We start from the raw sequence: 20,515 nt of genomic DNA on the forward strand, positions 1-20,515 counted from the left end.
AAGAGAGAACCGTAAAACTCCACAAAGAAGCATTTCCCGACCAGGCTCATCGGCGCAGAGAACGATACGCCCCCGCCAAAAACCATTCCCTCCAACCCTCCCCGCTGGTATGCGCTAAACTCACCGGATCAAGCGGCGCCATTGCCGCCCCAATCCGTCCCGCACACCTATGCATTTTGACCTCGTCGATCTTCGCCTGCTGGCCAATGTGGCCGACTTCAACAGTCTTACCCGCACCGCCGAAGCCATGCACATGTCGCTCTCGGCGGTCAGCACCCGCGTCAAGAAACTGGAAGAGAACATCGGCGCGCAACTGATCTATCGCACCGGACAAGGCGTGGCGCTGACGCCGACCGGACTGACCTTCGCCATGCACGCGCGACTGGTGGTGCGCCAGATTCAGCATCTGCACGGCGACATGCAGGAATACACCAAGGGCGTCAAAGGCCATCTGCGCATTTTCGCCAACACCACTTCGCTGGTCGAATTCCTGCCGCCGATCTTGCAGTCGTATCTGGCCGCTCACCCGGACGTGAACATCGACCTGCACGAACGCCCGAGCCGTGAAATCGTGCGCGCCGTCACCGACGGCCAGACCGATATCGGCATCATCGCCGGCAATGTCGCCACCGGCGAACTGGAAGTCATTCCTTACCGCAACGACCAACTGGTGCTGGTCACGCCGCGCGACCACGTGCTGGCAAAGGAAACCGCAGTGGCCTTCGCCGATACGCTGGACTACAATCACGTCGGCCTGCACGAAGCCAGCGCGCTGCACATTTTCTTGCGTGAAGCCAGCGATGCCCTGCACCGGCCGTTGCCGTTCCGGATTCAGGTCGGCAATTTCGAAGCCGCCTGTTGCATGATTGCCGCCAATGTCGGTATCGGCATCTTGCCGGAATCGGTAGCGCGGCGCTATGCCCAGAGCAATCCGCTGGCAATCGTGGCGCTCAGCGATAAATGGGCCGAACGGGCGATGCAGGTATGCGTGCGCAATTTCGATGAATTGCCCGCGTTTGCCAAGACGCTGATTGCGTTGCTGGCGGCAGATGCGGCACAGGCCGCCGCCGCCAACTGATGGCAAATCGCATGAACGGCGTCTTTCTTGCGTGCACGACTACCGGCGCTGCAACCGATCCTGGCAAACCATTTCAATCCCGCACTCCAGAGGCAGCATGTCAGCAATACTGAACACGATTCTCATCTATGCCAAAAACCCGGTCGCCACGGCCGCGTTTTACAGCGACTTCTTTGACTTCGACAGCAGCGGTGAAATGCACGAAGGCTTGATCGAACTGACCACCGCCGACACCGGTGCCACGATCCTGATTCATCAGGCCGCCAAAAGCGTGAAGCTCGGACAGGTTGGCGTCAAGCTCATGTTCAGCGTGCGCGATGTTGACGTTTTCAAGGTGCAAAGCGCCCAACGCGGCCTGATCTTCGGCAGCACGCATCAGGCCAACGGTTACGCGTTTGCCAATGCCAAAGACCCTGACGGCAATTCGGTCGCCATCTCCAGCCGCGCGTATCGTCAACCGGCAGTCTGAGTGTGCCGCGCCTGAAACGGCGCAACTTTCCTCAAAGCAATGACGGCCAGCCAACGGCTTGCCGCTGCGATGCGCGAGGACGATAATAGCCGTTATCCGTCTGGTCGCAGGAGGAGACATGGAACACTCACATGACGCATTGACAAGGCAGATGCTGGATTGGATCGCCCAAGGAAAACCTTCCTATGCGGAAGTTCTGGAGGTCTGGAAAAGCAGTTGTCCGCGCCTGACGATCTGGGAAGATGCCTGTGCCGATGGGCTGGTCGATGCCGGTCCCGGCATGTCCGGCACGGTATCGCTCACCGCCAAAGGGGAAAACTTCCTTTCCCGGACATCGCCGCCTGACAATCTTTCGTGAAACTGCCGTGGCCGTTACTGTGAAAAATGGCGGGTAACCCACTGCTCGCACACACTCCACAACTGCGGTGCGCCTTTTTTTATCACCGGCCCGTAGCGGGAAAAGACCTGTTCGAGCGAAACCCCATTCTCGGTCCAGGTGCCGCCGCCGGTAAATACATTGGTCAGCAGTGGCTGAAAGCGGTCGAGCGCCTTGGCGAACCTGGCATCCTCGGTTTCGCCCTCTTCGAATTCCTGCCATAAACGCAGAAACTGATCGCCTTGAAGCTGCGGCAACATGCCGAACAGTCGTGCCGCGGCGCGGGCTTCCTGTTCCGCCTGCACCAGTGCGGACGAGCCGCCATGAATCGGAAAATCACCGACGTCGATCTCGACGATGTCATGCAGCAAGAGCATCTGCATGACGCGATTGGTATCCACCGGGCCGGCGGCGTACTCATTGAGCAGCAACGCATACATGGCGAGGTGCCAGGAGTGTTCTGCGGAATTTTCCTTCCGGCTGCGGTCGAGCAGCGGTGATTGCCGCACCACCGACTTCAATTGATCGATTTCTCTCAGAAACCCCAACTGCTGTTCCAATCTTGCCAATGTCATGAGCTTCTCGCATTCATAAAGAATGGTGCGATTATACAAAGCAATACCGGGTCCGGCATCACGCACGTTACTGACAGCGGCCTCCTGGAATTTAGTGGCATATGCAATTAAATGTGCAACTATTGGCATATGCATGTATTCTCGTGAATGGCATCCTGTATGCCGCGTTATGCCCTCGACAACTGTCCCAGGAGATCTGCCATGCCCTACTTGCAACTGGATGTCAACGACACCTATCCGTTCGATCTCAAACAGGCGCTCGCCAAGAAAATGGCGACCACCTACGCCGGCCTCATGACGGTCGACATTCGCCGCATCAGCATCGCCATTCGCGAAGTTGGTCAGGGCGGTGTCTGGAGAACCGTGGACGGAGAACCGGTTCCGGTTTCGGTCCTGATGTGCGATATCCGCAAGGGCCGGACGGCGGAACTGCGCATGCAGGTAGCCAAGGCGCTCTGCGCTGATTGCATCGACATACTCGGACTGAGCGAAGACCGGCTGAATGTGGAATTCACGCAGCACGCGGGTGACGAAATGTACCACCCGACGCTGGGCGGCTTCAGTCCGGAATGGTCAGAGCACGAAGCATGATGCGGCCGGGCCGCGCCGCAGTGAAGACATCGATCAACCCCACCGGAGACCAGTGTTGACCCGTCAAAGTGCCAAAGATCCGCTGGTTTGCAACGGTGCCACGCTGCGCAAGGCGAGCCGGCGCGTTACCCAGCTATACGATGCCGTGCTGGTGCCGTGCGGGCTGACCATCTCCCAGCGGTCGGTGCTGGTGCATGTGCAGCGCGCAGGCGAGCCGACCATGTCCGAACTGGCATATGCAATGGTGCTGGACCGCTCGGCGCTGGCGCATAATCTGAAGCCGCTGGAGCGCGACGGCTATCTGATACAGACCAGAGATGCGAAAGATGGCCGCAGCAGGCGCGTTTCCCTGACCGCCGCGGGCCGCAGCAAATTGCAGCAGGCAAATCTGCTGTGGCACAAGGCGCAGGCGCGCTTTGAGAAAGTCTATGGACCCGAGCGGTCAGCAGCGCTGCGTTTTGCGTTGGCGGATATCTTTTCCGATGCGTTTGCCGACGCTTTCTTGCAAGACCAGACCGGTGTGCCGGCAGTGACATAACCGTCGGGCAACAGCGCACTTTCTGCCGGCAACCGCCACCGTACATGGCACGGCAAGTCGATCCGGATCCGTGCTGCGTGCGCCGCGCTGTACCGGATCGCCGGTGCAAAAACCGTTTATCGACAGAACGATTAAAATCCCGGTACGCCGTTCGCAACAGAGAGGACGCACATCGCACTTGGCATGACTGGCACCGGCAGTCATGCCAGCGTGATTTGTCATCCGCGGCCGGTCAGTCCCGATCAATCAATTCGAGAGAATCATGTCCCCTGCCAGCACCGATCTCCTTGCTCCGTTTCCCCGCATTCGCCTCATCGAGGGCGCCACCCCCGTCGCCCGGCTCACGCAATTGACACGCGAGATTCCCTATGCCGGCGACGTCAATCTATTTGTCAAACGCGATGATCTGATGGCGCTGGGCGGTGGCGGCAACAAGCTCAGAAAGCTGGAATTTCTGCTGGGCGCGGCCATCGCGGAAGGCACCGATACCGTGGTGACGATTGGCGGACTGCAATCCAATCATGCCCGCCTCACCGCAGCGGCCGCCGCCAGGGTCGGGCTGCAGTGCGAAATCATTCTCGGCCGTCAGGTGCCCAAGACCAACGAGGAATACGAATACGGCGGGAATGTTTTTCTGAATCAGCTGTTCGGCGCGCGCGTCGAAGTGGCCGAACCGGGCATTGCACCATTGGAGCGGGCGCGTGAACGCGTCGCGGAATTGAAGCAATCAGGCCGTCGGCCTTATCTGGTGCCGACTGGCGGCTCGACGGAAACTGGCGCGCTCGGCTATGTCAGTTGCCTCCATGAAATCCTGCAACAACAGCAAGCCTTATCGATCACGTTCGACCACATTGTCGTGGCCAACGGCAGCTCCGGCACGCATGCCGGTCTCGCCGCCGGCTTGTGCAGCGCAGGCAAATCCACGCGTATCGTGCAAGCCTTCTCGACCCTGTTTGATGATGACACGACCCGCCAGAAGACCGCCGCGCTGACAGAAGCAACGCTGGCGGTGCTCGGCCACAAGGTTGCAGTACCGGCAGACGACATCCTGGTCGATGGCAGCCAGCGCGGCGCCGGCTACGGAATAGCGACCGCTGAAATGAAAACCGCCGTGCTGGCGCTGGCACGCTCGGAAGGCATCCTGCTCGACCCGGTCTATTCCGGCAAGGCATTCGCCGGCATGCTGTCCTGCATCAAGACCGGCACCTTCAAGGCCGGCGCCAATGTGTTGTTCATCATGACCGGCGGCACCCCGTCCCTGTATGCCTATCGGGATGCCTTCGAATAAGGCCCCTGCGCAAAGATACCTGGCTCTGCCGCTGCCCATAGCGGCCAATGATCTGCATCAACCAACTGGTGACCCATGACTGACAACACACTTGATGACCGGCCTGTCTATCACGCTGCCTGCCACTGCGGCACGGTCCGTTTTACGCTGCAGCTGGCCGATGGTTTGCGTACCGCCCGCAGGTGCAACTGTTCCTATTGCCGCATGCGCGGTGCGGTGGCGGTATCGGCCAACCTGGACGACATCCGCATATTGCAGGGCCAGGAAGCACTGACGCTGTACCAGTTCAATACCGGCGAGGCCAGGCATTACTTCTGTTCACGCTGTGGCATTTACCCGTTTCACCAACGCCGCTCCGCGCCGCATCAATACGGTGTGAATGTGGCGTGCATTGAAGGAATGAGTCCGTTCGACTTTGCCGAAGTCCCTGTCAATGAAGGCAGAACACATCCCAAAGACCGTGCCGGAGGCGGTGGCCCCTCAATTGCAGGTTGGCTGCGCTATCAGGCCAATCCGGCGGCAAATGACAACTGATCATTGATGCAATGGCGGTTGTCGCGGGCGATGGCAGGCGGCGGCAGTCGTTCAACAGCCGCGGCTCAGCGGCAAGCCATCGCCCCATCCTTTGATGCAAGACCGGCTGCTTCTGGCGGGTTTCGGCTAAACATGAACATACAAGAAAGGCGACAATGAAAAATCTGATAGCTATCGTCGCAACACTAATTTTAGTTGCAGGCTGCGCGAGCAATCCTCCTCATGAGTCCGCTTCAGAAAATAAAAGCGATGTTCTTATACTTGCGCCACAAGGGGTAGATTCTTCGAAAGATTCGGTTGGTTTCAACAATTTGGTCCGCAATGTCACGCAGGCCTTTTCGAAGCAATTGCAAGAATCGTTGCAATTGCAAAATCTGAAAGTCGTGAATGTCCTCGACCAGAATCCGAAATACGACGTTGGCCAAAAACTGGCGATTTATTCAGTAAAAAATTTAACCAAATCCGTTTTTATAGTCACGATCGAGACCGAAACAATCGACGGCGATTCTCGCCTTCTTCTTCAGGCCCAGCATATCAATCAAGATCTGCTTTCTAAAGATGGCAGAGTGGTCGGCGCACATCCGGTTTCAGTTGTTAAAAAATCCTATCTTTTGAGAAGTTCCAAGCGTGGAGATAACCCCGGAACAATGTCGGATTTGGTCGATGATTTTCTGCATTTTATAAATATTGAAAATCAATTAAAAAAATAAGTTCAACGTGAATTTTTATGCGCGATCATGTTTTTGATGTTCGCAATCGGACAGAACCGGACTTACAGAATAAAGAGGGGAAATAAAAAATAGGAAACTGTGCAATATTCGTTCGGTCACTGCCGTGCTCGCGACCATAGTGTCCACAGGAGTCTTCGCGCAGAAGATCAAGAGTGTTGTCCCGGACTTTCGACCGCCGAATCCAGATTCTGCATATGACAAGACGCTTTTAGCGGATGTGACACGTGTCGGCTGGCATCATGGGCTACATGGATCAAGAGTGGGACGATATCTCCACGGATACGTGACGCCAAACGCTTGCCATGAATGATGACTGCAAAAAGCGCAATGCCGCAGGCAAGAGGCGGAATCGCACACGCCTGTTGCCCCGGCCCGCAAGTCACAACTGGTCAATGCCAGTCGGTGTCAGTCACCGCACATCCAGCGGATTTTGTAGATCAGCGCATCCAGACATTGCTGCATCGTGGCGCTCGGTACTGCCATGCGCGGCTTGCTGGCTTTGGCTTGCGCGGCGCTGAACGACATGGCGCTGACGGCGATCATGAGGCAGAGGATGACTTTACGCATGATGTGCTCCTGGTTGATTCGGGTTGAGCGGCATTCGGTATGACCGCATCCTGCGGCGCGGCGGTGACGGGCAGATGTCAAGACGCTCCGGCAATGTTGCGCTTGAACAATCAGAACAGCTTGCCGATGAGCCTGGCGCCGACATGCAGAATCATGCAGAGTGGCGATTCGTAGTCGGTGGCGCCGGTGAAGATGCTGTCGGCGCGGGCTGCGGTTGCAGTGAGGGTCAAGATGATGACGGCGGTAGTGGCGGTGATGATGCGCATGATGTTCTCCTTGAGTGATCCTGCCTTGGGTTGACCGATCCGCTGTTCCGTTCGCTTCGTTTCGTTTCGGTATGGGTGTATCTTGCGCCGCGCCGGTTACGGATCGATTGCAGTGCCGTCGGCTTATGTTGCAATTGAAATAAAACGGGCGTCTGGAAAAAACAAAACGGCGGTTCACAACATGTCGTGAACCGCCGCTGCTTTGCTGGCAAGCGCTGCCCGGTACGCAGCGCCCGGTGCCGCCCGCCGTGGTTACGCTGCCAGCATCAAATCCAGGTTTTGCACGGCGGCACCGGCAGCGCCCTTGCCCAGATTGTCGAATACCGCCGTCAGCAAGACGTGGCCGTATTCCTCATTGACGAATACCCCCAGTTGCATGTCGTTGCTGCCATTGAGCGCCTGCGGATCAAGCCCGGTGATGTTGCTCGTTTGTTCGCGCGGTATCACGCTGACGTGGGCGGTCGCGGCATAGTGCCGTTCAAGGGCAGACTGTATTTGCTGCGCGTTGACACCCGGGGCCAGCAAGCGCAGTTCCAGCGGTATCGTCAACACGATGCCTTGACGGAAAGCGCCGTATGCCGGCACGAACAAGGGCCGTTGCGAGAGGCCGCTGTAGCGTTCGATTTCAGGTGGATGCTTGTGCGCCAATGCCGTCCCATAGACCTGGAATGCGGGTGCAGTGGCGGCCGAAGCGCCTTCATATTGCGCCACCGCAGGACGGCCGCCGCCGGAGTAACCCGACACGGCATGGATGCTCACCGGATAGGTACGCGGCAGCAAACCAGCTTCGATCAGCGGATGCAGCAATGCAATCGCGCCGGTCGGATAGCACCCGGGATTACTGACGCGATGCGCTTCGGCGATATGTTGCGACTGTGTCGCCTGCCACTCCGGAAACCCGTATACCCAGCCGGCGCTGGTGCGATGCGCCGAACTGGCGTCAATCACGCGCACGGCGGGATTGGCGATGGCAGCCACCGCTTCCCGTGCGGCGGCGTCGGGCAGACACAGGATGGCAATGTCGCAGCTGTTGATCGCTTGGGCGCGACGGCGCAGGTCTTTGCGCTCTGCAGCCGGCAGTGTCAACAGCTGCAGATTGCTGCGTCCGCGCAAGTGGTCGTGGATGTGCAAACCGGTGGTGCCTTGGTCACCGTCGATGAAAATAACAGGAGCAGCCATGATCAGATTCCTTATTGAAAGAGTTCACCGTATCTTCGCCCCGTTGTTAGAATATAAAAAGTTGAATTTAATGACGATCATGTTCAGTTTTTCTGAATCAGGAGACGGTAATGCGTGAAATGAATCTGGACCGCCTGCGGACGCTGGTGACGATTGCCGATCTCGGTTCCTTTGCCGAGGCCGCGCGCATGCTGCATCTGGCACCGCCGACCATCAGCATGCACATTGCCGAACTGGAACAGCGCATCGGTGCCACCCTGCTGTCGCGCCAGCGCGGCCAGATCAAACCGTCCTCGATTGGCGACAGTCTGATCGCGCGGGCGCGCCGTTTGCTGGCCGATACCGAACAGGCGCTGCACGAGGTGCAACAACAGGTGCAGGGACTGGCCGGACGCGTACGGCTGGGCGCGTCCACCGGCGCCATCGCCCATCTGTTGCCGCAGGCGCTGGAAATTCTGGGCCAAGATCATCCCGGCATCGATGTGCAAGTGGAAGTGCTGACTTCGCAAACCAGTTTGCAGCGCCTGAACGAAGGAACCCTCGATGTCGGGCTGGTCGCCCTGCCGCAAACACCAGTGCCGAGGCTGACAATGCGGGCGTGGCGGCGCGATCCGGTGCTGGCTTTTGTCCCGGCGCACTGGCGCAGTCCGGCCCGCGTGACACCCGAGTGGCTGGCGGCGCAGCCGTTGATTCTCAATGACAGCGGTACCCGGCTGTCGCATCTGACCGGCGCCTGGTTTGCCGCTGCCGGTCAGCGGCCGCTGCCGCGTATCGAACTCAATTACAACGATGCCATCAAGAGTCTGGTGGCGGCAGGTTATGGCGCCACCTTGCTGCCGCATGAAAAAGGCGCACCGCTGACCGATCCGCGCATCAAAATGCTGCCGCTGCGGCCGGCGTTATGGCGTCAGTTGGGAATCGCTCATCGCAGCGACAATATCGAGCGCGCCACCCAGCACGTGCTGGATGTGTTGTGGCGCTTCAGTCTGCGTTAGCGCACGGGGAAGGTTCAGATTCAGGTGGGCTGACTGAACAAATGGCATTGCGGTGGTAGCTCTCCCGGGGTATTGACGCCTTCCGCAACGGGTCTGTCACAACGTGTTTACCTGCCATATTTTCTTTGCTTCATTCAGACTGGACGCATTGGCTCCACCTGCAAAATCGGGATGTTCAAACTGAAAAGGGTCGTCCTCCCAATAACATATGGGGCAGATGTCGTAGTCACCATTTGGCGGTTCTGAAAATACAAGAGACTCGCAACACCGACAGGGATATTTCATCAGTTTCCGTCAAATCGATTTATCTTGCATTTCATACGTCCGGATTGCTGTGTTTGAAAAATGAGCTTCAAGACGGCGCAGTGCGGGCGCGCCTCGCATCAAACTGGATGAAAAGGCGCCTCCGATCAGCGACGCTTCAAATAGCGCCCCCCTTGGCGCATGGCTGGAAATTATTATTCATTCTCAGAGCAGTGGCCCGGTTAGCCTAGACGGAAATTCGCCGTCATACGTGGCAGTAGTAAAACCCACCCCGGATACTGGTGTCAAGCATGCTGAGCGAACAGATGCGTCGCCGTTAGCCTCCATCCAAGGCACCAACAGCCAGCACTCAGCTTGCCCCCTGATGCGCCGCCACCGCATCCATCACGCGCGCCGAATACACCATGGCAGCGCCGGCATTGAGGGCGATGGCCACGCCCAGTGCATCGGCGATTTCTTCTTTGGTTGCGCCTTCTTTGAGGGCCGCCGCCGAGTGCACGGTGATGCAGCCGTCGCAGCGGGTGGTGACGGCTACTGCCAGTGCGATCAGTTCCCGGGTTTTGCCGTCGAGGCGGCCGCTCTTGGCACCGGCGCCGGACAAGGTTTGATAGCCTTTGACGGTATCCGGGGTGATGGCGGCGATGTCGCCGATACGGTGCATCAGTTCCTTGCGGTATTCGATCCAGTCCAGCATGAGATTGCTCCTTGTGATGGTTGATCCATACCGCCCGGGTCCTGGTGCTGCAGTGCAGCGGCATGACGCGAAAGTGCGTTTGCTGATAATAGAGCATTTTTGATTCCCGTTCTGCCCTGCATCACCATCCACCTCCGGCATGCAAGCGGCCCGGTCTGTCGCGGCTGGCCTGCTGCATGCCTCTCGCTACGGTGTCGGATTTTCCGCGGCCGGGTTGATCTGCGCGTGCAGGATTTTGACGACATGAAACAAGCGGCCGTCAGCGCAGAATTCAGGCTGTAATTCAACCTGATCGTTGATGCCTGATGCCAGGCTGGCCGGCGCCAATGCGACGACGGCGGAGCGCATGCGGTCGCGGCGAAACTCGGCCTTGACCCAGTTGCCGGCAGCGTGCATCGCCGCTGCATCGATGCACGCTGGCTGCGCTTGCATTGCCTGCCAGGCACTCAACGGTGTCATGACGCGGGCCCGGGTACCGCCATGACTTTGGTCGACCACGGGATAATACGGGCCGCTGTTGCATCCGCTCAGCGCGGCGCCGGCGCACACCATGAGAATAGCGAAAGCGGCTTCCCCGCCAGTGGATAATAAGGATGTTCCAGACATGGAAGTTTCTTTGCTGACGATGGGAACAACGCGTGCCGGCGCTGGCAATCCGGCGCGGTCCTGATTTCTGGCGCCAGTCTATGCGGCCTTCCTGTCGCGGATATGACGCTTGACTGACGAAAGACTGACAACTGCACAGTTTGCGTAAACTGATCGTCCACAGGGCGTTTTCCTTGCCGTACTTACCGGCTAGAATGGTGCATCCGTGATTCCCCTCTTACCCTTCTATAAAAGCCGCGTATGCATGTATTGTTAGTTGAAGACGACCTGGTGCTGGCTGATGGCATTTCCCGCGTCTTGCGCATGAACGGCATGGTGGTTGACATCGTCGGCACCGGTGATGCGGCCGACGCCATGTTGCAGCGCTCGCAGATTGCCATCATCGTGCTCGATATCGGCCTGCCCGGCATCGATGGTTTTGAGGTCGTGCGCCGGCTGCGCGCGCGCGGCAGTACTTTGCCGGTGTTGTTGCTGACGGCGCGCGACGCGATTCAGGACCGGGTGCGCGGACTGGAACTCGGCGCTGACGATTATCTGGTCAAGCCGTTCGCCACGCCGGAACTGGTGGCGCGGATCCGCGCGCTGGCGCGGCGCAGCAATCCGGTGGTGCAGGAATTGCGGATCGGCGGCCTGTCACTGGATGCTTTCGCCAAGCGCGCGTTCATCAATGACAAGCCACTGGAACTGTCGGTGCGCGAATGGGCGGTGCTCGAATATCTGATGCAGCAAGCCTCGCGCGTCGTCTCCAAACAGCAGATCATCGATGCCATCCTGCCGTGGGGTGAAGAAGTCACGCTCAATGCAGTCGAAGTTTATGTCTCGCGCGTGCGCCTGAAGATTGCCGAGTCCGATATCGAGATCCGCACCATTCGCGGCTTCGGCTACATGCTGGAAAAAGTGCCCGCAGCATGAAGAGCATCCGGATCACCCTGCTCAAATGGCTGATCGCACCGCTGCTGGCGATCAACCTGGTGGGTGCCGGACTGACCTATGGTCTGGCCTGGATTCCGGCCCGGACTGCATTCGATCAAAGCCTGGCCGATGCCCTGTGGGCGCTGATTCCGCAAATCAAGGAATTTCGCGGCAATCTGCACCTCGATCTGCCGTCCCAGGCCGAAGATATATTGCGCGTCGATCATTTCGATTCCGTGTTCTTCGTGGTGCGCACTGCCGATGGCAAGACCATCGCCGGCGACAAGGATTTCCCGGCGCTGGTGCCGGAGGCCGAACCCAACGAGCCGCGGCCCTATGACGGCGTGATGCGCGGCGAACGGATTCGCATCACCACCATTCGCACCAACATCGGCAAAGAACAGGTTTTCATCGGCGCCGGCGAAACCTTGCGCAAGCGCGAACATGTGCGCAACCAGATTGTGCTGGCTTTGCTGCTGCTGGAAATTTTCCTGACCCTGGTGCTGATCGGTATCGTCTGGCTGGCAGTGACCAAGGGCTTGCTGCCGCTCAAAAAAATGCAGTCCGATCTGAGCCGGCGTGACTACCGCGATCTGTCATTGATCGATAACAGCGCCGAACCGGTCGAATTGCGTCCGGTCAGTTCTGCCATCAATGGCTTGCTGGCCAAGGTGCAGAAAAGCGCCGAAGGACAGCAGAACTTTCTGGCCGACGTCGCGCATCAGTTGCGTACCCCGCTGGCCGGCATCAAGTTGCAACTGGAATGGCTGCAGCCGAAACTGGATGCGGAACCGGAGACCGCGCACTCCGGCCGTCTCATGATGTCTTCGACCCAGCGCATGATTCGCCAGACCAATCAGTTGCTGGCGCTGGCCCGGGCCGAGCCGAGCCGCTTCGAAAAACGACAGCTGGAGAAACTGGAACTGAGCAAACTGGTGGAAGCATCGATCCAGCATTTTGTCGATGAGTCCGACAAGAAAAACATCGATCTCGGTTTCGATCTGCACCCGACCTTTATCATGGGCGATGCCTTCCTGCTGGGCGACCTGATCGACAATCTGATCGACAATGCGATTCGCTATTCGCCGCCGCAAGGATCGGTGACGGTACGTTGCCAGCCTTCCGAGGATGGCGGCATCTTGTCGGTGGAAGATGCCGGACCGGGTATTCCACTGTCTGAACGCGAACTGATTTTTGATCGTTTCTATCGCCTCAACAACAGTGCCACCGGCAGCGGTCTGGGACTGGCCATCGTGCGCGATATCGCCAAGGATCACGGCGCCCGCATCGCATTGCATTCAGGCCCGCTCGACAAGGGCACGATATTTTCCATCCACTTCCCGCCGCTGCTCAACGGCGTCGTCAGCCTCGGCACCATCAACAGCACCGGCGCCGATACGCAGCCTTAAGCTGCATGCGGGGTGTCCGGCGGGGCCGCTGGCAGCCAGATGCGGAAGGTGCAGCCGGTCGCCGCTGCCGGCTGCAACGTCAGCGTGCCGCCATGCATTTCGACCAGCCGCCGGGCCAGCGACAAGCCAAGGCCGGTGCCCGGCAAATTGCCGGCGGCGCCGCCGCGGTAATAGCGCTGAAAAATCAGATGCTGTTCTTCCGCTGCGATGCCGGTGCCGTTATCCTGAATGTCGATATGCCAGCCGCTGGCATCATGTCCGGCGCGAAACACCACCCGCGTCGCCGGCCGCGTATATTTCACCGCATTGTCGGCCAGCGTGCGCAACACCAGCCGCAACAAATCGGGATCGGCCCAGACCGTATCCGGCAAACCGGCGCCCTCGATTTCCAGGCGATGACCATTGGCCAGCGGCGTGGCGGCGGCCACCGCATCTTCCAGCAACGGTCGCAACAAGGTATGGCACGGATGCACGCCATGCGACAACACGTCCAGCCGGTTGCTGCTGAGGTAATTATCGAACAGCGATGACAGCCGCGCCGTAGCCTGACTGATCTTTTCCAGTCGCGCCTGCATCTTCGATGGCGCACCGCCCGCCTCGCGCGTCAGATTCTGGGTGGTGGCATCGATTACCGCCAGCGGCGTGCGCAATTCGTGCGATACGGTGGCGATGAATTGCCGCTGCTCTTCATGCGCCACCCGCTCTTGCTGCAGCGCGGTTTCCACCGTCTTCATGGCCGCCATCAATTCATCGGTGCGGGCCATGACTTGCGTTTCCAGTTCATGCTCAGTGCGCCGGGACAAGGCCAGCGCCTGATTCTGCGCCACTTCCTTGGCGGCGCGCATGGCGTAATAACGACGGCTGATGGAGTAATAGATGATCAGGAACAGCAGCATCGAACCGGCGTACGTGACGTATTCCAGATCCGCGCTGCTTTCCACATAACCCAGCGCAATCGCGAAGCGCACCAGGATCGTCAGCAACAGCAGCATGCCGCCGGCGATGAAGGTATAGCGCACTTCTCTGGTGCTGCGCAATGCCGGCTTGAACAGCACGATGGCGCCAACCGGTGCGATGACAAAAGCGGTAGTGAACATCTGAAATTCCTGCACCAGGCCATAATCCAGGAACACCAGAACGATGATCAATATCGTCCACAGCCATACGCTGCGCAAACAGATGCGCGTCAGACGCGGATGCCGCTGCGGCATGCCGACAAAGCGGAAAAAGAATTCAGCGCAACTGGCAACGCTCAGTGCAATCGACACGCCGCTGGCACGCAATGCCCACTGCGGATGATCTGACAACACATACTGATACAGAATACCGGTGGTGGCCACGGTCATGAAGATGCAGCTCAGCACATACAAACCGAATGCGATGTATACGCCATCGCGCACCGCCCGTTCGAACCACAGGCTGGCCAGCACCAGCACGGCATATGCACCGAGGTACAGTCCAAAGCCAAGTTGTTCCAGCGCCACCGCCTGCACAAAGCGTTCCGGTTGCCACAAGGTCAGGCGTCCCGAGAGCGGATTGCGGGTCACGATCTTCATGTAAAAGGTTTGCGGTACGGTGGCCGGCAACAGCAGTTTGAACACCGATGCCCGATAGGCCACCGCGCGCTGCGACAAAGGAATGTCAAGACCGCCGGCCATGATTTGATAGTGGCCGCTGCCGTCCGGGATATACAGCGCGAGCTGTTCGCTGCCGGAAGGCAGCACCTCCAGCCACCATGCCGGCGGCAAGTGGGCCGGACGCGCTACGGTAAACCGCAGCCAGCCGACGCCGTCGCGGTAACCCTCGTTGAGTTCGCCGGGCAAGGCCGTGAAACGCGCCTGATTCGCGGGCTTCAGGATGTCTTCGAAACTGAGGTTCTGCCGCGCATCGAACAGAAACTCCAGATGGCCGCTGAGGCGTTCGCGCGACTGCTCCAGCACCAGCAACCGGCCCGGCGGCGCCGACGGCGGCGGCAGTTGCGCCTGCGCTGCGGCCATGACCGGAGCCAGCAACAGGTACGATAGCAACAAGAAATAACGCCAATGGCGCAGACAGCCCGATGCCAGACTCATGAATACCATCTGAAAATGAAAACCCCGCGAGTATATATTCCCGCTCCCCGTGGCGCTGCCCTTGATGAACACTGGCCGTCCGTCATCACGGACATACGCGCAAAAAAACACACGGACAGACTTGTGCCGCTATCGATTTTGCCTCGCATTTTCTGACAAGTCCTGACATTTTCTGACAAATACTGACAATTTCTGCAGTCCGGTGATAAACTCGCGGCCATCTAGAACCGGGGGCGGGGGCATGGCAAAGATATTGTTGTTGGAAGACGAGGCGGATCTGCGCAGCGAGGTGGTCGACTTTCTCTGCAACGAAGGGCATCAGGTCAGCGAAGCTGGCGACGTGGCGACGTTCATGCCATTGATCGATGCCGCCGACATTGCCATCATCGATGTCGGCCTGCCCGACGGCAACGGTTTCAGTGTCGCCGCCAATTTGCGCAAATCGCATCCGCGCATCGGCATCATCATGTTGACCGCACGCGGCAGTGTCGATGACAAGATCATCGGCTTGCGCGGCGGCGCCGACCAATATCTGGTCAAACCAATACGTTTTACCGAACTGGCCGCCTATATCACCGCGATGGCGCGCCGCGTCGCACCCGACAACTGGCGCCTGAACCTGATCGAGCGCCGCCTGCATGCACCCGGCGGTCAAGCCGAAAGCATGAGCTCCCAAGAAATGTCGCTGCTCGAACTGCTGGCGCGCAACAGCGGCCGGGTAGTGGATCGTCCGGCTATCGCCAAAGCCTTCGGCGCCGACTGGCTCGATTATGACGAACGCCATCTGGACCAGCTGGTCAGCCGTTTGCGACGCCGCTGGCAGAGCGCCACCGGTTTCAAGCTGCCGTTGCGGACCGAGCACGGACAAGGCTACAGCTTTTCGGTGGAGATTCAGGTGCAGTGATTTTCTGTTGCGGCAACGCCTGATTCCCCTGATTCCGGCGTCGCTGCCGATTGATTTCCCGTTATCTCCACGTTCCTTTCCCTCACTGACCTGACCGGCTTGCGCCGCGATCCCGCTGATATCTCCCCATGCAAAAACGTCTGTTCGCTTTTCTGCTCACGGCCTGCGCCGCGACCACCCTGCCCGCACCTGCCGTCGAGGCCGCCGAAGCCGGCACTGTTTATCTCGGTGTCGACGGCGCCTATGCCAGCGGCATCCAGCGCGATCCTTATACCAAGAGTTTCCGGGTCACCTCCGAAACCAACACCATCGGCGCCGTGCGCCTGCTCGCCGGCTATCAGCTGACACCGAATATCGGACTCGAAGTCGGCTACGTGCGGCGCACCGACTATCGCCAGAGCGCGGTCAACGGACCGTTTTCCTACGACGCCACGGCCCGCACCACCAACCGGGATATCTCTCTGGTCTATCAATTCACCGAATGGCTGCCCGGTCTGTTCCTGACTACCGGCGTCGTCTTCAGTCATGTCGATCTGACGGCCGACTCCCATTTCATGGGCCGCAGCACCCGGATCAATACGGCGTTTTCCAGCCGCAGCTCACAACTCGGCATCGGCTATGAAGCCACCTTGTCGGGCAATCTCAAGGCGCGTATCGGTGTCGGCCGCTATGGCGATGACAAGATCGGCTTTGTCGGCCTGAAATATTATTTCGGGAGCTGACCGGACTGGCCTGATCCGGCTGCGGCAACGGCGGCCGGACTGAAGATGTCGCCCTGACGTCGGGTACGCTTTGCCGTTGGTTTGCCGTTGCCTTGCCCTCGTCCCGCCCCTCCCCGCATTCGCCCTCTCCCCGCTGCATTCCTTTCTGCCATTGCCTTACGGCACTATTGGCAAGTCAGGAAGTGTCAGTAAATCCGGTCGCTGCCGGAGCGAAAATGGCGCCACTTGAACACCATGGATCGGTCTGAGCCCCGCCTCCCGATCCCCGCGGTGTGGCCATCTCCCATTTCGCACAGGCCCAAAATTGAAAATACTTTCCATCTTCGGCACCCGCCCCGAGGCCATCAAAATGGCACCTGTCGTGCGCGCCCTCGGCGCCTGCCACGGCGTCACCTCGATCGTCTGCGTCACCGGCCAGCATCGCAGCATGCTGGAACAAGTCATGGATTTGTTCAATCTGTGTCCTGATTACGATCTCGATGTCATGGTGCCGGATCAGACCCTCAACGGTTTGTGCTCGCGACTGTTTTCCAAGCTCGGACCGGTGCTCGAAAAAGAGCGTCCGGACCGGGTGCTGGTGCACGGCGATACGTCGACCGCAGCCATCGGCGCCATGGCGGCCTTTCATCAGCGTATTCCGGTGGCCCATGTCGAAGCCGGCCTGCGGACCGGCAATCTGCAGCAGCCGTGGCCGGAAGAAATGAACCGGCGGGTGGTGGATGTCATCAGCGATTACCTGTTCGCGCCCACCGCCGGATCGGCGGACAATCTGCGCAACGAAAACCTCGGCGGCCGGATCATCGTCACCGGCAATACCGTGATCGATGCCCTGCATATGACGGTGGCGCGGATCGGCGCCGATGCCGAGATGCGCAGCGGCCTCGATGCCGCGTTTCCATTCCTCAACAGTGGCCGCAAGATCCTGCTGGTGACCGGCCACCGGCGTGAAAATTTCGGCGACGGTTTCGCCAATATCTGCCAGGCGCTGGCGCAACTGGCGCAACGCACGGATATCGACATCGTCTACCCGGTGCATCTCAATCCGCGTGTGCGCGGTCCGGTGCAAGAGGTACTCGCCAATCTGAACAATGTGCATCTGATCGAACCGCTCGACTATCTGCATTTCGTGCGCCTGATGCAACACGCGCATGTGATCCTGACCGATTCCGGCGGCGTCCAGGAAGAAGCACCGGCACTCGGCAAACCGGTACTGGTCATGCGCGACGTCACCGAGCGGCCGGAAGCCGTCGCCTCCGGTACGGTGCATCTGGTCGGCACCGACCGCGCCCGCATCGTGGCGGCGGTAAGCGAACTGTTCAACCAGCCTGAAAGCCACCACAGCTTTTCCCACAAACTGAATCCGTATGGTGACGGCCATTCCGCGCAACGGATTGTCTCGGCCCTGACCGGTACGCCGTATACCGAATTTCAGTCGCGCCGCAACGCACGGCTCAACCCACCCGATCTGCGCGATCAGACCACGACCTAAAGCATGTTCACATCTACTTTGTCATTCCCGGCGCGTCGCTTGCGCCACTGCCTCGCTGCCGTATGCTGCAGTCTTCTGATCGCGGCGCCGGCGGCGGCTGCCGGCAATCTGGCCCAGCAATTCCAGCAATGGAGCGCGGACAACTGGATCACGCGCACCATCAGCCTGGCCGAACTCGGATTTACCACGCCCGGCGTGCTCGACAGCGGCGGCAACCGGCGCGAATATTATCTGCCGGTGCCGGCCGGTATCGTCATCAGCGATGCCGCGATTCAGTTGAATGCACGTTACCTGCGCGCCGATGGCGGTCGTACCTCGATGATGTTGTCGATTGATGGTTATCCGGTGGCCGCGCGCCGTTTCAACGAAGAGCAAGGTAATGCCAGCCAGACCATAGCGGTGGATGGTTTGCCGCGTGCCGATGGCTTTGTGCGGCTCGGCGTGAATTGGTCATCGGTGCTGTCGGAACAGGTCTGCACCGATCAGCGCGCGCCCGGCAATGCCCTGCGCATCGCTGCCGACACCAGTTTCAGTTATCGTTTCCAACGCAGCGCCATCACCACCCTGAGCGCGGCCTGGGGCGCCTTGCCAACCACCCCGACATTGCTGGTGGCCGGCCACGACTTATCGGCGGCAGCCTACGATACCGCCTGGCGCACCGGCGTCGCGCTCCGGCATCAGGGGAAACAGGTCCGCATCGTGGTGTTGCCTGGCATCGGTGACAGCATCGATTTATCGCGTATCGAGATTCCGGCCAATCTGCAAGGATTGCCGGCGTTCGCCGCCCTGGCGGAACGGCAGCCACAGCATCGCATCAAGAACGCCGCCGAACTCGGCGCCTTGATCGCCCTCGGTGAAAACGGTCCGTTGCGGGCTGATCTGATGGTCACCGACGACGCGCTGAATACGGCCATGCGCCAGGCGCTGGACGCATTGCAGCTACAGATCAAAAACGTCGCCCCGGAAGCCTCGGGCGCCTTCGCCAATTGGATCGTGGCCGGTTTCAGCGTGCTGGCAGCGGGCAAGTCACCGGCGCAGTTGAGCGTGGTGCGTTACGGTGCCACACCGGCGATTGCCATTCCGGCCACGCTCGGTGGCAAAGCCGCCGGCCTGTTGGGCTCCTTGTGGCACAAGCTGGCCGTGACGCCGGTACTTGGCGTGCAACAGGCCGGCGCCCCGGTGCTGGACGACGATGCGGTACTGATGAGTCAGTTCGGCGCCATCGCCGGCAGCATCGATGTGTTGAACCGGGCTGACCGCACCATCACGTTTGAATTGGGCGCAGTTGCCAGCGACGGCCGCCTGCCGCAGGCGCTTGCGTTCGATCTGTCGGCCGCGCCCAGCATCAATGGCGAAGCGCCGGTGGTGTCGGTATTTCTGAATGACTTCCTGCTCGGCGCCCGCTTGCTCAATGCCGATGGCCGGCCGCAACGGGTCAGCGTCGACATTCCGCGTTACGCCCTGAGCGCCCGCAATGAATTGCGGGTCACCTTCGTGCGCCAGCCAACCCAGTTGCGTTGCCACGATCAACCGACGGCATTTCCGGTCGCGATCTTGCCCGGCAGTCATATCCGGCTCGGCAAGGCCAGTCTGGATGACGACTTCGTCGGCGCCGCCGGCAAATTCAGCAATGCTGCCACGCTGATGATTCCGCAAGACTGGCAACAGCAACCGGGCAGCAGCCTGCCGCAATTGATCCGGGTCGCCAGCGCGGTCGGTTTCCCGATCAGCACGGTTGATCTGCAAGTGGTCACGCCGGGGCAGATCGCCCGTCCGCAACGGCCATTCCTGGCCTTCGACGTCGCCGTTGAGGGTTACCAGCCGGCCGCCGCGTTGCAGGATGGCAAACTGATTCTGCGCAACGGCAAACTGCAAACACTGGAAGTCAACGGCCTCAATCGTCTGGCCACGATTGAAGTGATTCGCGCCAGCGGTGAAACCGGTGTGGTGTACCGCAACGTCGGCCCTCAGGCACCGGCCCCGGAAGGCAACTTCCGTCTGACGCGCGGCAACCTGGCAGTACTCGGCGACAGCGGTTTGCTGCTGCAGATCGACAGCGACGACCCCGCCGGCGCCAAACTGGCGGCGGCATCCAATCCGCAATCGCTGTGGGACCGTCATATGGTGCTGTGGCTGATCATCATGGGCGTGATCGCCTTCGTGCTGATCGCCGCCCGCGTCACCCACGTGCGCAAGCGCAAGCAACCACAGGATGGCCTGTAAGCATGGAGCTGATCATGCTCACCGCCGGCCGTC

General features: G+C 59.7%; 23 protein-coding genes. 15 read left to right on the forward strand and 8 right to left on the reverse strand.

Annotated elements, in window-relative coordinates:
* The first annotated feature begins 169 nt into the window (after positions 1-169).
* From AKL27_RS21210 to AKL27_RS21220, 3 genes are all read left to right on the forward strand, one after another.
* Positions 170-1,078, forward strand: a complete 909-nt coding sequence (locus AKL27_RS21210) for a LysR family transcriptional regulator (protein WP_050464862.1) — start codon at positions 170-172, stop codon at positions 1,076-1,078.
* 97 nt (positions 1,079-1,175) lie between these two features.
* A complete protein-coding gene (locus AKL27_RS21215) occupies positions 1,176-1,547 on the forward strand; it encodes a VOC family protein (protein ID WP_050464863.1) in 372 nt (123 codons plus the stop codon).
* Positions 1,548-1,665: 118 nt separating this feature from the next.
* Entirely contained in the window at positions 1,666-1,905 is a 240-nt protein-coding gene (locus AKL27_RS21220; protein WP_050464864.1) for a hypothetical protein, read from the forward strand.
* 14 nt (positions 1,906-1,919) lie between these two features.
* On the opposite strand, the gene AKL27_RS21225 is transcribed toward AKL27_RS21220, so the two are convergent.
* Positions 1,920-2,498, reverse strand: coding sequence for an HD domain-containing protein (locus AKL27_RS21225; protein WP_050464909.1), 579 nt, complete (start codon positions 2,496-2,498; stop codon positions 1,920-1,922).
* 201 nt (positions 2,499-2,699) lie between these two features.
* Between AKL27_RS21225 and AKL27_RS21230 the strand changes: the two genes are divergently transcribed.
* The 5 genes from AKL27_RS21230 (at position 2,700) to AKL27_RS27900 (ending at position 6,159) form a co-directional block, all read left to right on the forward strand.
* The gene (locus AKL27_RS21230) at positions 2,700-3,089 is read left to right on the forward strand and encodes a tautomerase (RefSeq protein ID WP_050464865.1); all 390 of its coding nucleotides are present in this window, start codon (positions 2,700-2,702) and stop codon (positions 3,087-3,089) included.
* A 55-nt stretch (positions 3,090-3,144) separates the two neighbouring features.
* Positions 3,145-3,627 (forward strand): MarR family winged helix-turn-helix transcriptional regulator, encoded by a 483-nt coding sequence (locus tag AKL27_RS21235; protein ID WP_050464866.1) that lies wholly within the window; start codon positions 3,145-3,147, stop codon positions 3,625-3,627.
* A 262-nt stretch (positions 3,628-3,889) separates the two neighbouring features.
* Positions 3,890-4,915, forward strand: coding sequence for a D-cysteine desulfhydrase family protein (locus tag AKL27_RS21240; protein WP_050464867.1), 1,026 nt, complete (start codon positions 3,890-3,892; stop codon positions 4,913-4,915).
* 75 nt (positions 4,916-4,990) lie between these two features.
* Complete coding sequence (locus AKL27_RS21245; RefSeq protein ID WP_050464868.1) at positions 4,991-5,449, forward strand: GFA family protein; 459 nt, start codon at positions 4,991-4,993, stop codon at positions 5,447-5,449.
* Between the two features lie 155 nt (positions 5,450-5,604).
* On the forward strand, positions 5,605-6,159 hold the full coding sequence (locus AKL27_RS27900) for a hypothetical protein (RefSeq protein WP_157057035.1): 555 nt from the start codon (positions 5,605-5,607) through the stop codon (positions 6,157-6,159).
* A 426-nt stretch (positions 6,160-6,585) separates the two neighbouring features.
* Here the strand turns inward: AKL27_RS27900 and AKL27_RS27905 are convergent, their stop codons facing one another.
* The 3 genes from AKL27_RS27905 to argC all read right to left on the reverse strand — a co-directional run bounded on the left by AKL27_RS27905 (position 6,586) and on the right by argC (position 8,192).
* Positions 6,586-6,747, reverse strand: a complete 162-nt coding sequence (locus AKL27_RS27905; RefSeq protein ID WP_157057036.1) for a hypothetical protein — start codon at positions 6,745-6,747, stop codon at positions 6,586-6,588.
* Positions 6,748-6,857: 110 nt separating this feature from the next.
* Positions 6,858-7,013 (reverse strand): hypothetical protein, encoded by a 156-nt coding sequence (locus AKL27_RS28180; protein ID WP_198156036.1) that lies wholly within the window; start codon positions 7,011-7,013, stop codon positions 6,858-6,860.
* A 252-nt stretch (positions 7,014-7,265) separates the two neighbouring features.
* Positions 7,266-8,192, reverse strand: a complete 927-nt coding sequence (gene argC / locus AKL27_RS21255) for an N-acetyl-gamma-glutamyl-phosphate reductase (RefSeq protein WP_050464870.1) — start codon at positions 8,190-8,192, stop codon at positions 7,266-7,268.
* 110 nt (positions 8,193-8,302) lie between these two features.
* Here argC and AKL27_RS21260 point away from each other — a divergent pair, with 110 nt between their 5' ends.
* Positions 8,303-9,187 (forward strand): LysR family transcriptional regulator, encoded by an 885-nt coding sequence (locus AKL27_RS21260; RefSeq protein WP_050464871.1) that lies wholly within the window; start codon positions 8,303-8,305, stop codon positions 9,185-9,187.
* A 96-nt stretch (positions 9,188-9,283) separates the two neighbouring features.
* Here the strand turns inward: AKL27_RS21260 and AKL27_RS27275 are convergent, their stop codons facing one another.
* From AKL27_RS27275 to AKL27_RS21270, 3 genes are all read right to left on the reverse strand, one after another.
* Positions 9,284-9,472: a CPCC family cysteine-rich protein gene (locus tag AKL27_RS27275; protein WP_083439194.1), complete on the reverse strand. Its 189-nt coding sequence runs from the start codon at positions 9,470-9,472 to the stop codon at positions 9,284-9,286.
* A 328-nt stretch (positions 9,473-9,800) separates the two neighbouring features.
* On the reverse strand, positions 9,801-10,145 hold the full coding sequence (locus tag AKL27_RS21265; protein WP_050464872.1) for a carboxymuconolactone decarboxylase family protein: 345 nt from the start codon (positions 10,143-10,145) through the stop codon (positions 9,801-9,803).
* Positions 10,146-10,331: 186 nt separating this feature from the next.
* Complete coding sequence (locus tag AKL27_RS21270) at positions 10,332-10,751, reverse strand: hypothetical protein (RefSeq protein WP_157057037.1); 420 nt, start codon at positions 10,749-10,751, stop codon at positions 10,332-10,334.
* A 240-nt stretch (positions 10,752-10,991) separates the two neighbouring features.
* Between AKL27_RS21270 and AKL27_RS21275 the strand changes: the two genes are divergently transcribed.
* Both AKL27_RS21275 and AKL27_RS21280 read left to right on the forward strand, forming a co-directional pair.
* Positions 10,992-11,663, forward strand: a complete 672-nt coding sequence (locus AKL27_RS21275; protein WP_050464874.1) for a response regulator transcription factor — start codon at positions 10,992-10,994, stop codon at positions 11,661-11,663.
* Positions 11,660-13,072, forward strand: a complete 1,413-nt coding sequence (locus tag AKL27_RS21280; RefSeq protein WP_050464875.1) for a sensor histidine kinase — start codon at positions 11,660-11,662, stop codon at positions 13,070-13,072. The genes AKL27_RS21275 and AKL27_RS21280 overlap by 4 nt, the downstream gene beginning before the upstream one ends.
* Here AKL27_RS21280 and AKL27_RS21285 read toward each other — a convergent pair.
* On the reverse strand, positions 13,069-15,144 hold the full coding sequence (locus tag AKL27_RS21285) for a sensor histidine kinase (RefSeq protein WP_198156037.1): 2,076 nt from the start codon (positions 15,142-15,144) through the stop codon (positions 13,069-13,071). The two genes, AKL27_RS21280 and AKL27_RS21285, sit on opposite strands and share 4 nt — an antisense overlap.
* Before the next feature lie 241 nt (positions 15,145-15,385).
* Between AKL27_RS21285 and AKL27_RS21290 the strand changes: the two genes are divergently transcribed.
* From AKL27_RS21290 to AKL27_RS21305, 4 genes are all read left to right on the forward strand, one after another.
* Complete coding sequence (locus AKL27_RS21290; RefSeq protein ID WP_050464877.1) at positions 15,386-16,048, forward strand: response regulator transcription factor; 663 nt, start codon at positions 15,386-15,388, stop codon at positions 16,046-16,048.
* Between the two features lie 128 nt (positions 16,049-16,176).
* Positions 16,177-16,770: an outer membrane beta-barrel protein gene (locus AKL27_RS21295; protein ID WP_050464878.1), complete on the forward strand. Its 594-nt coding sequence runs from the start codon at positions 16,177-16,179 to the stop codon at positions 16,768-16,770.
* Between the two features lie 304 nt (positions 16,771-17,074).
* Positions 17,075-18,259: a non-hydrolyzing UDP-N-acetylglucosamine 2-epimerase gene (gene wecB / locus AKL27_RS21300; RefSeq protein ID WP_083439195.1), complete on the forward strand. Its 1,185-nt coding sequence runs from the start codon at positions 17,075-17,077 to the stop codon at positions 18,257-18,259.
* A gap of 3 nt (positions 18,260-18,262) precedes the next feature.
* On the forward strand, positions 18,263-20,482 hold the full coding sequence (locus AKL27_RS21305; RefSeq protein ID WP_050464880.1) for a cellulose biosynthesis cyclic di-GMP-binding regulatory protein BcsB: 2,220 nt from the start codon (positions 18,263-18,265) through the stop codon (positions 20,480-20,482).
* The last annotated feature ends 33 nt before the right edge of the window (positions 20,483-20,515 follow it).

Source organism: Herbaspirillum autotrophicum (assembly GCF_001189915.1).
GTDB lineage: Bacteria > Pseudomonadota > Gammaproteobacteria > Burkholderiales > Burkholderiaceae_D > Herbaspirillum > Herbaspirillum autotrophicum.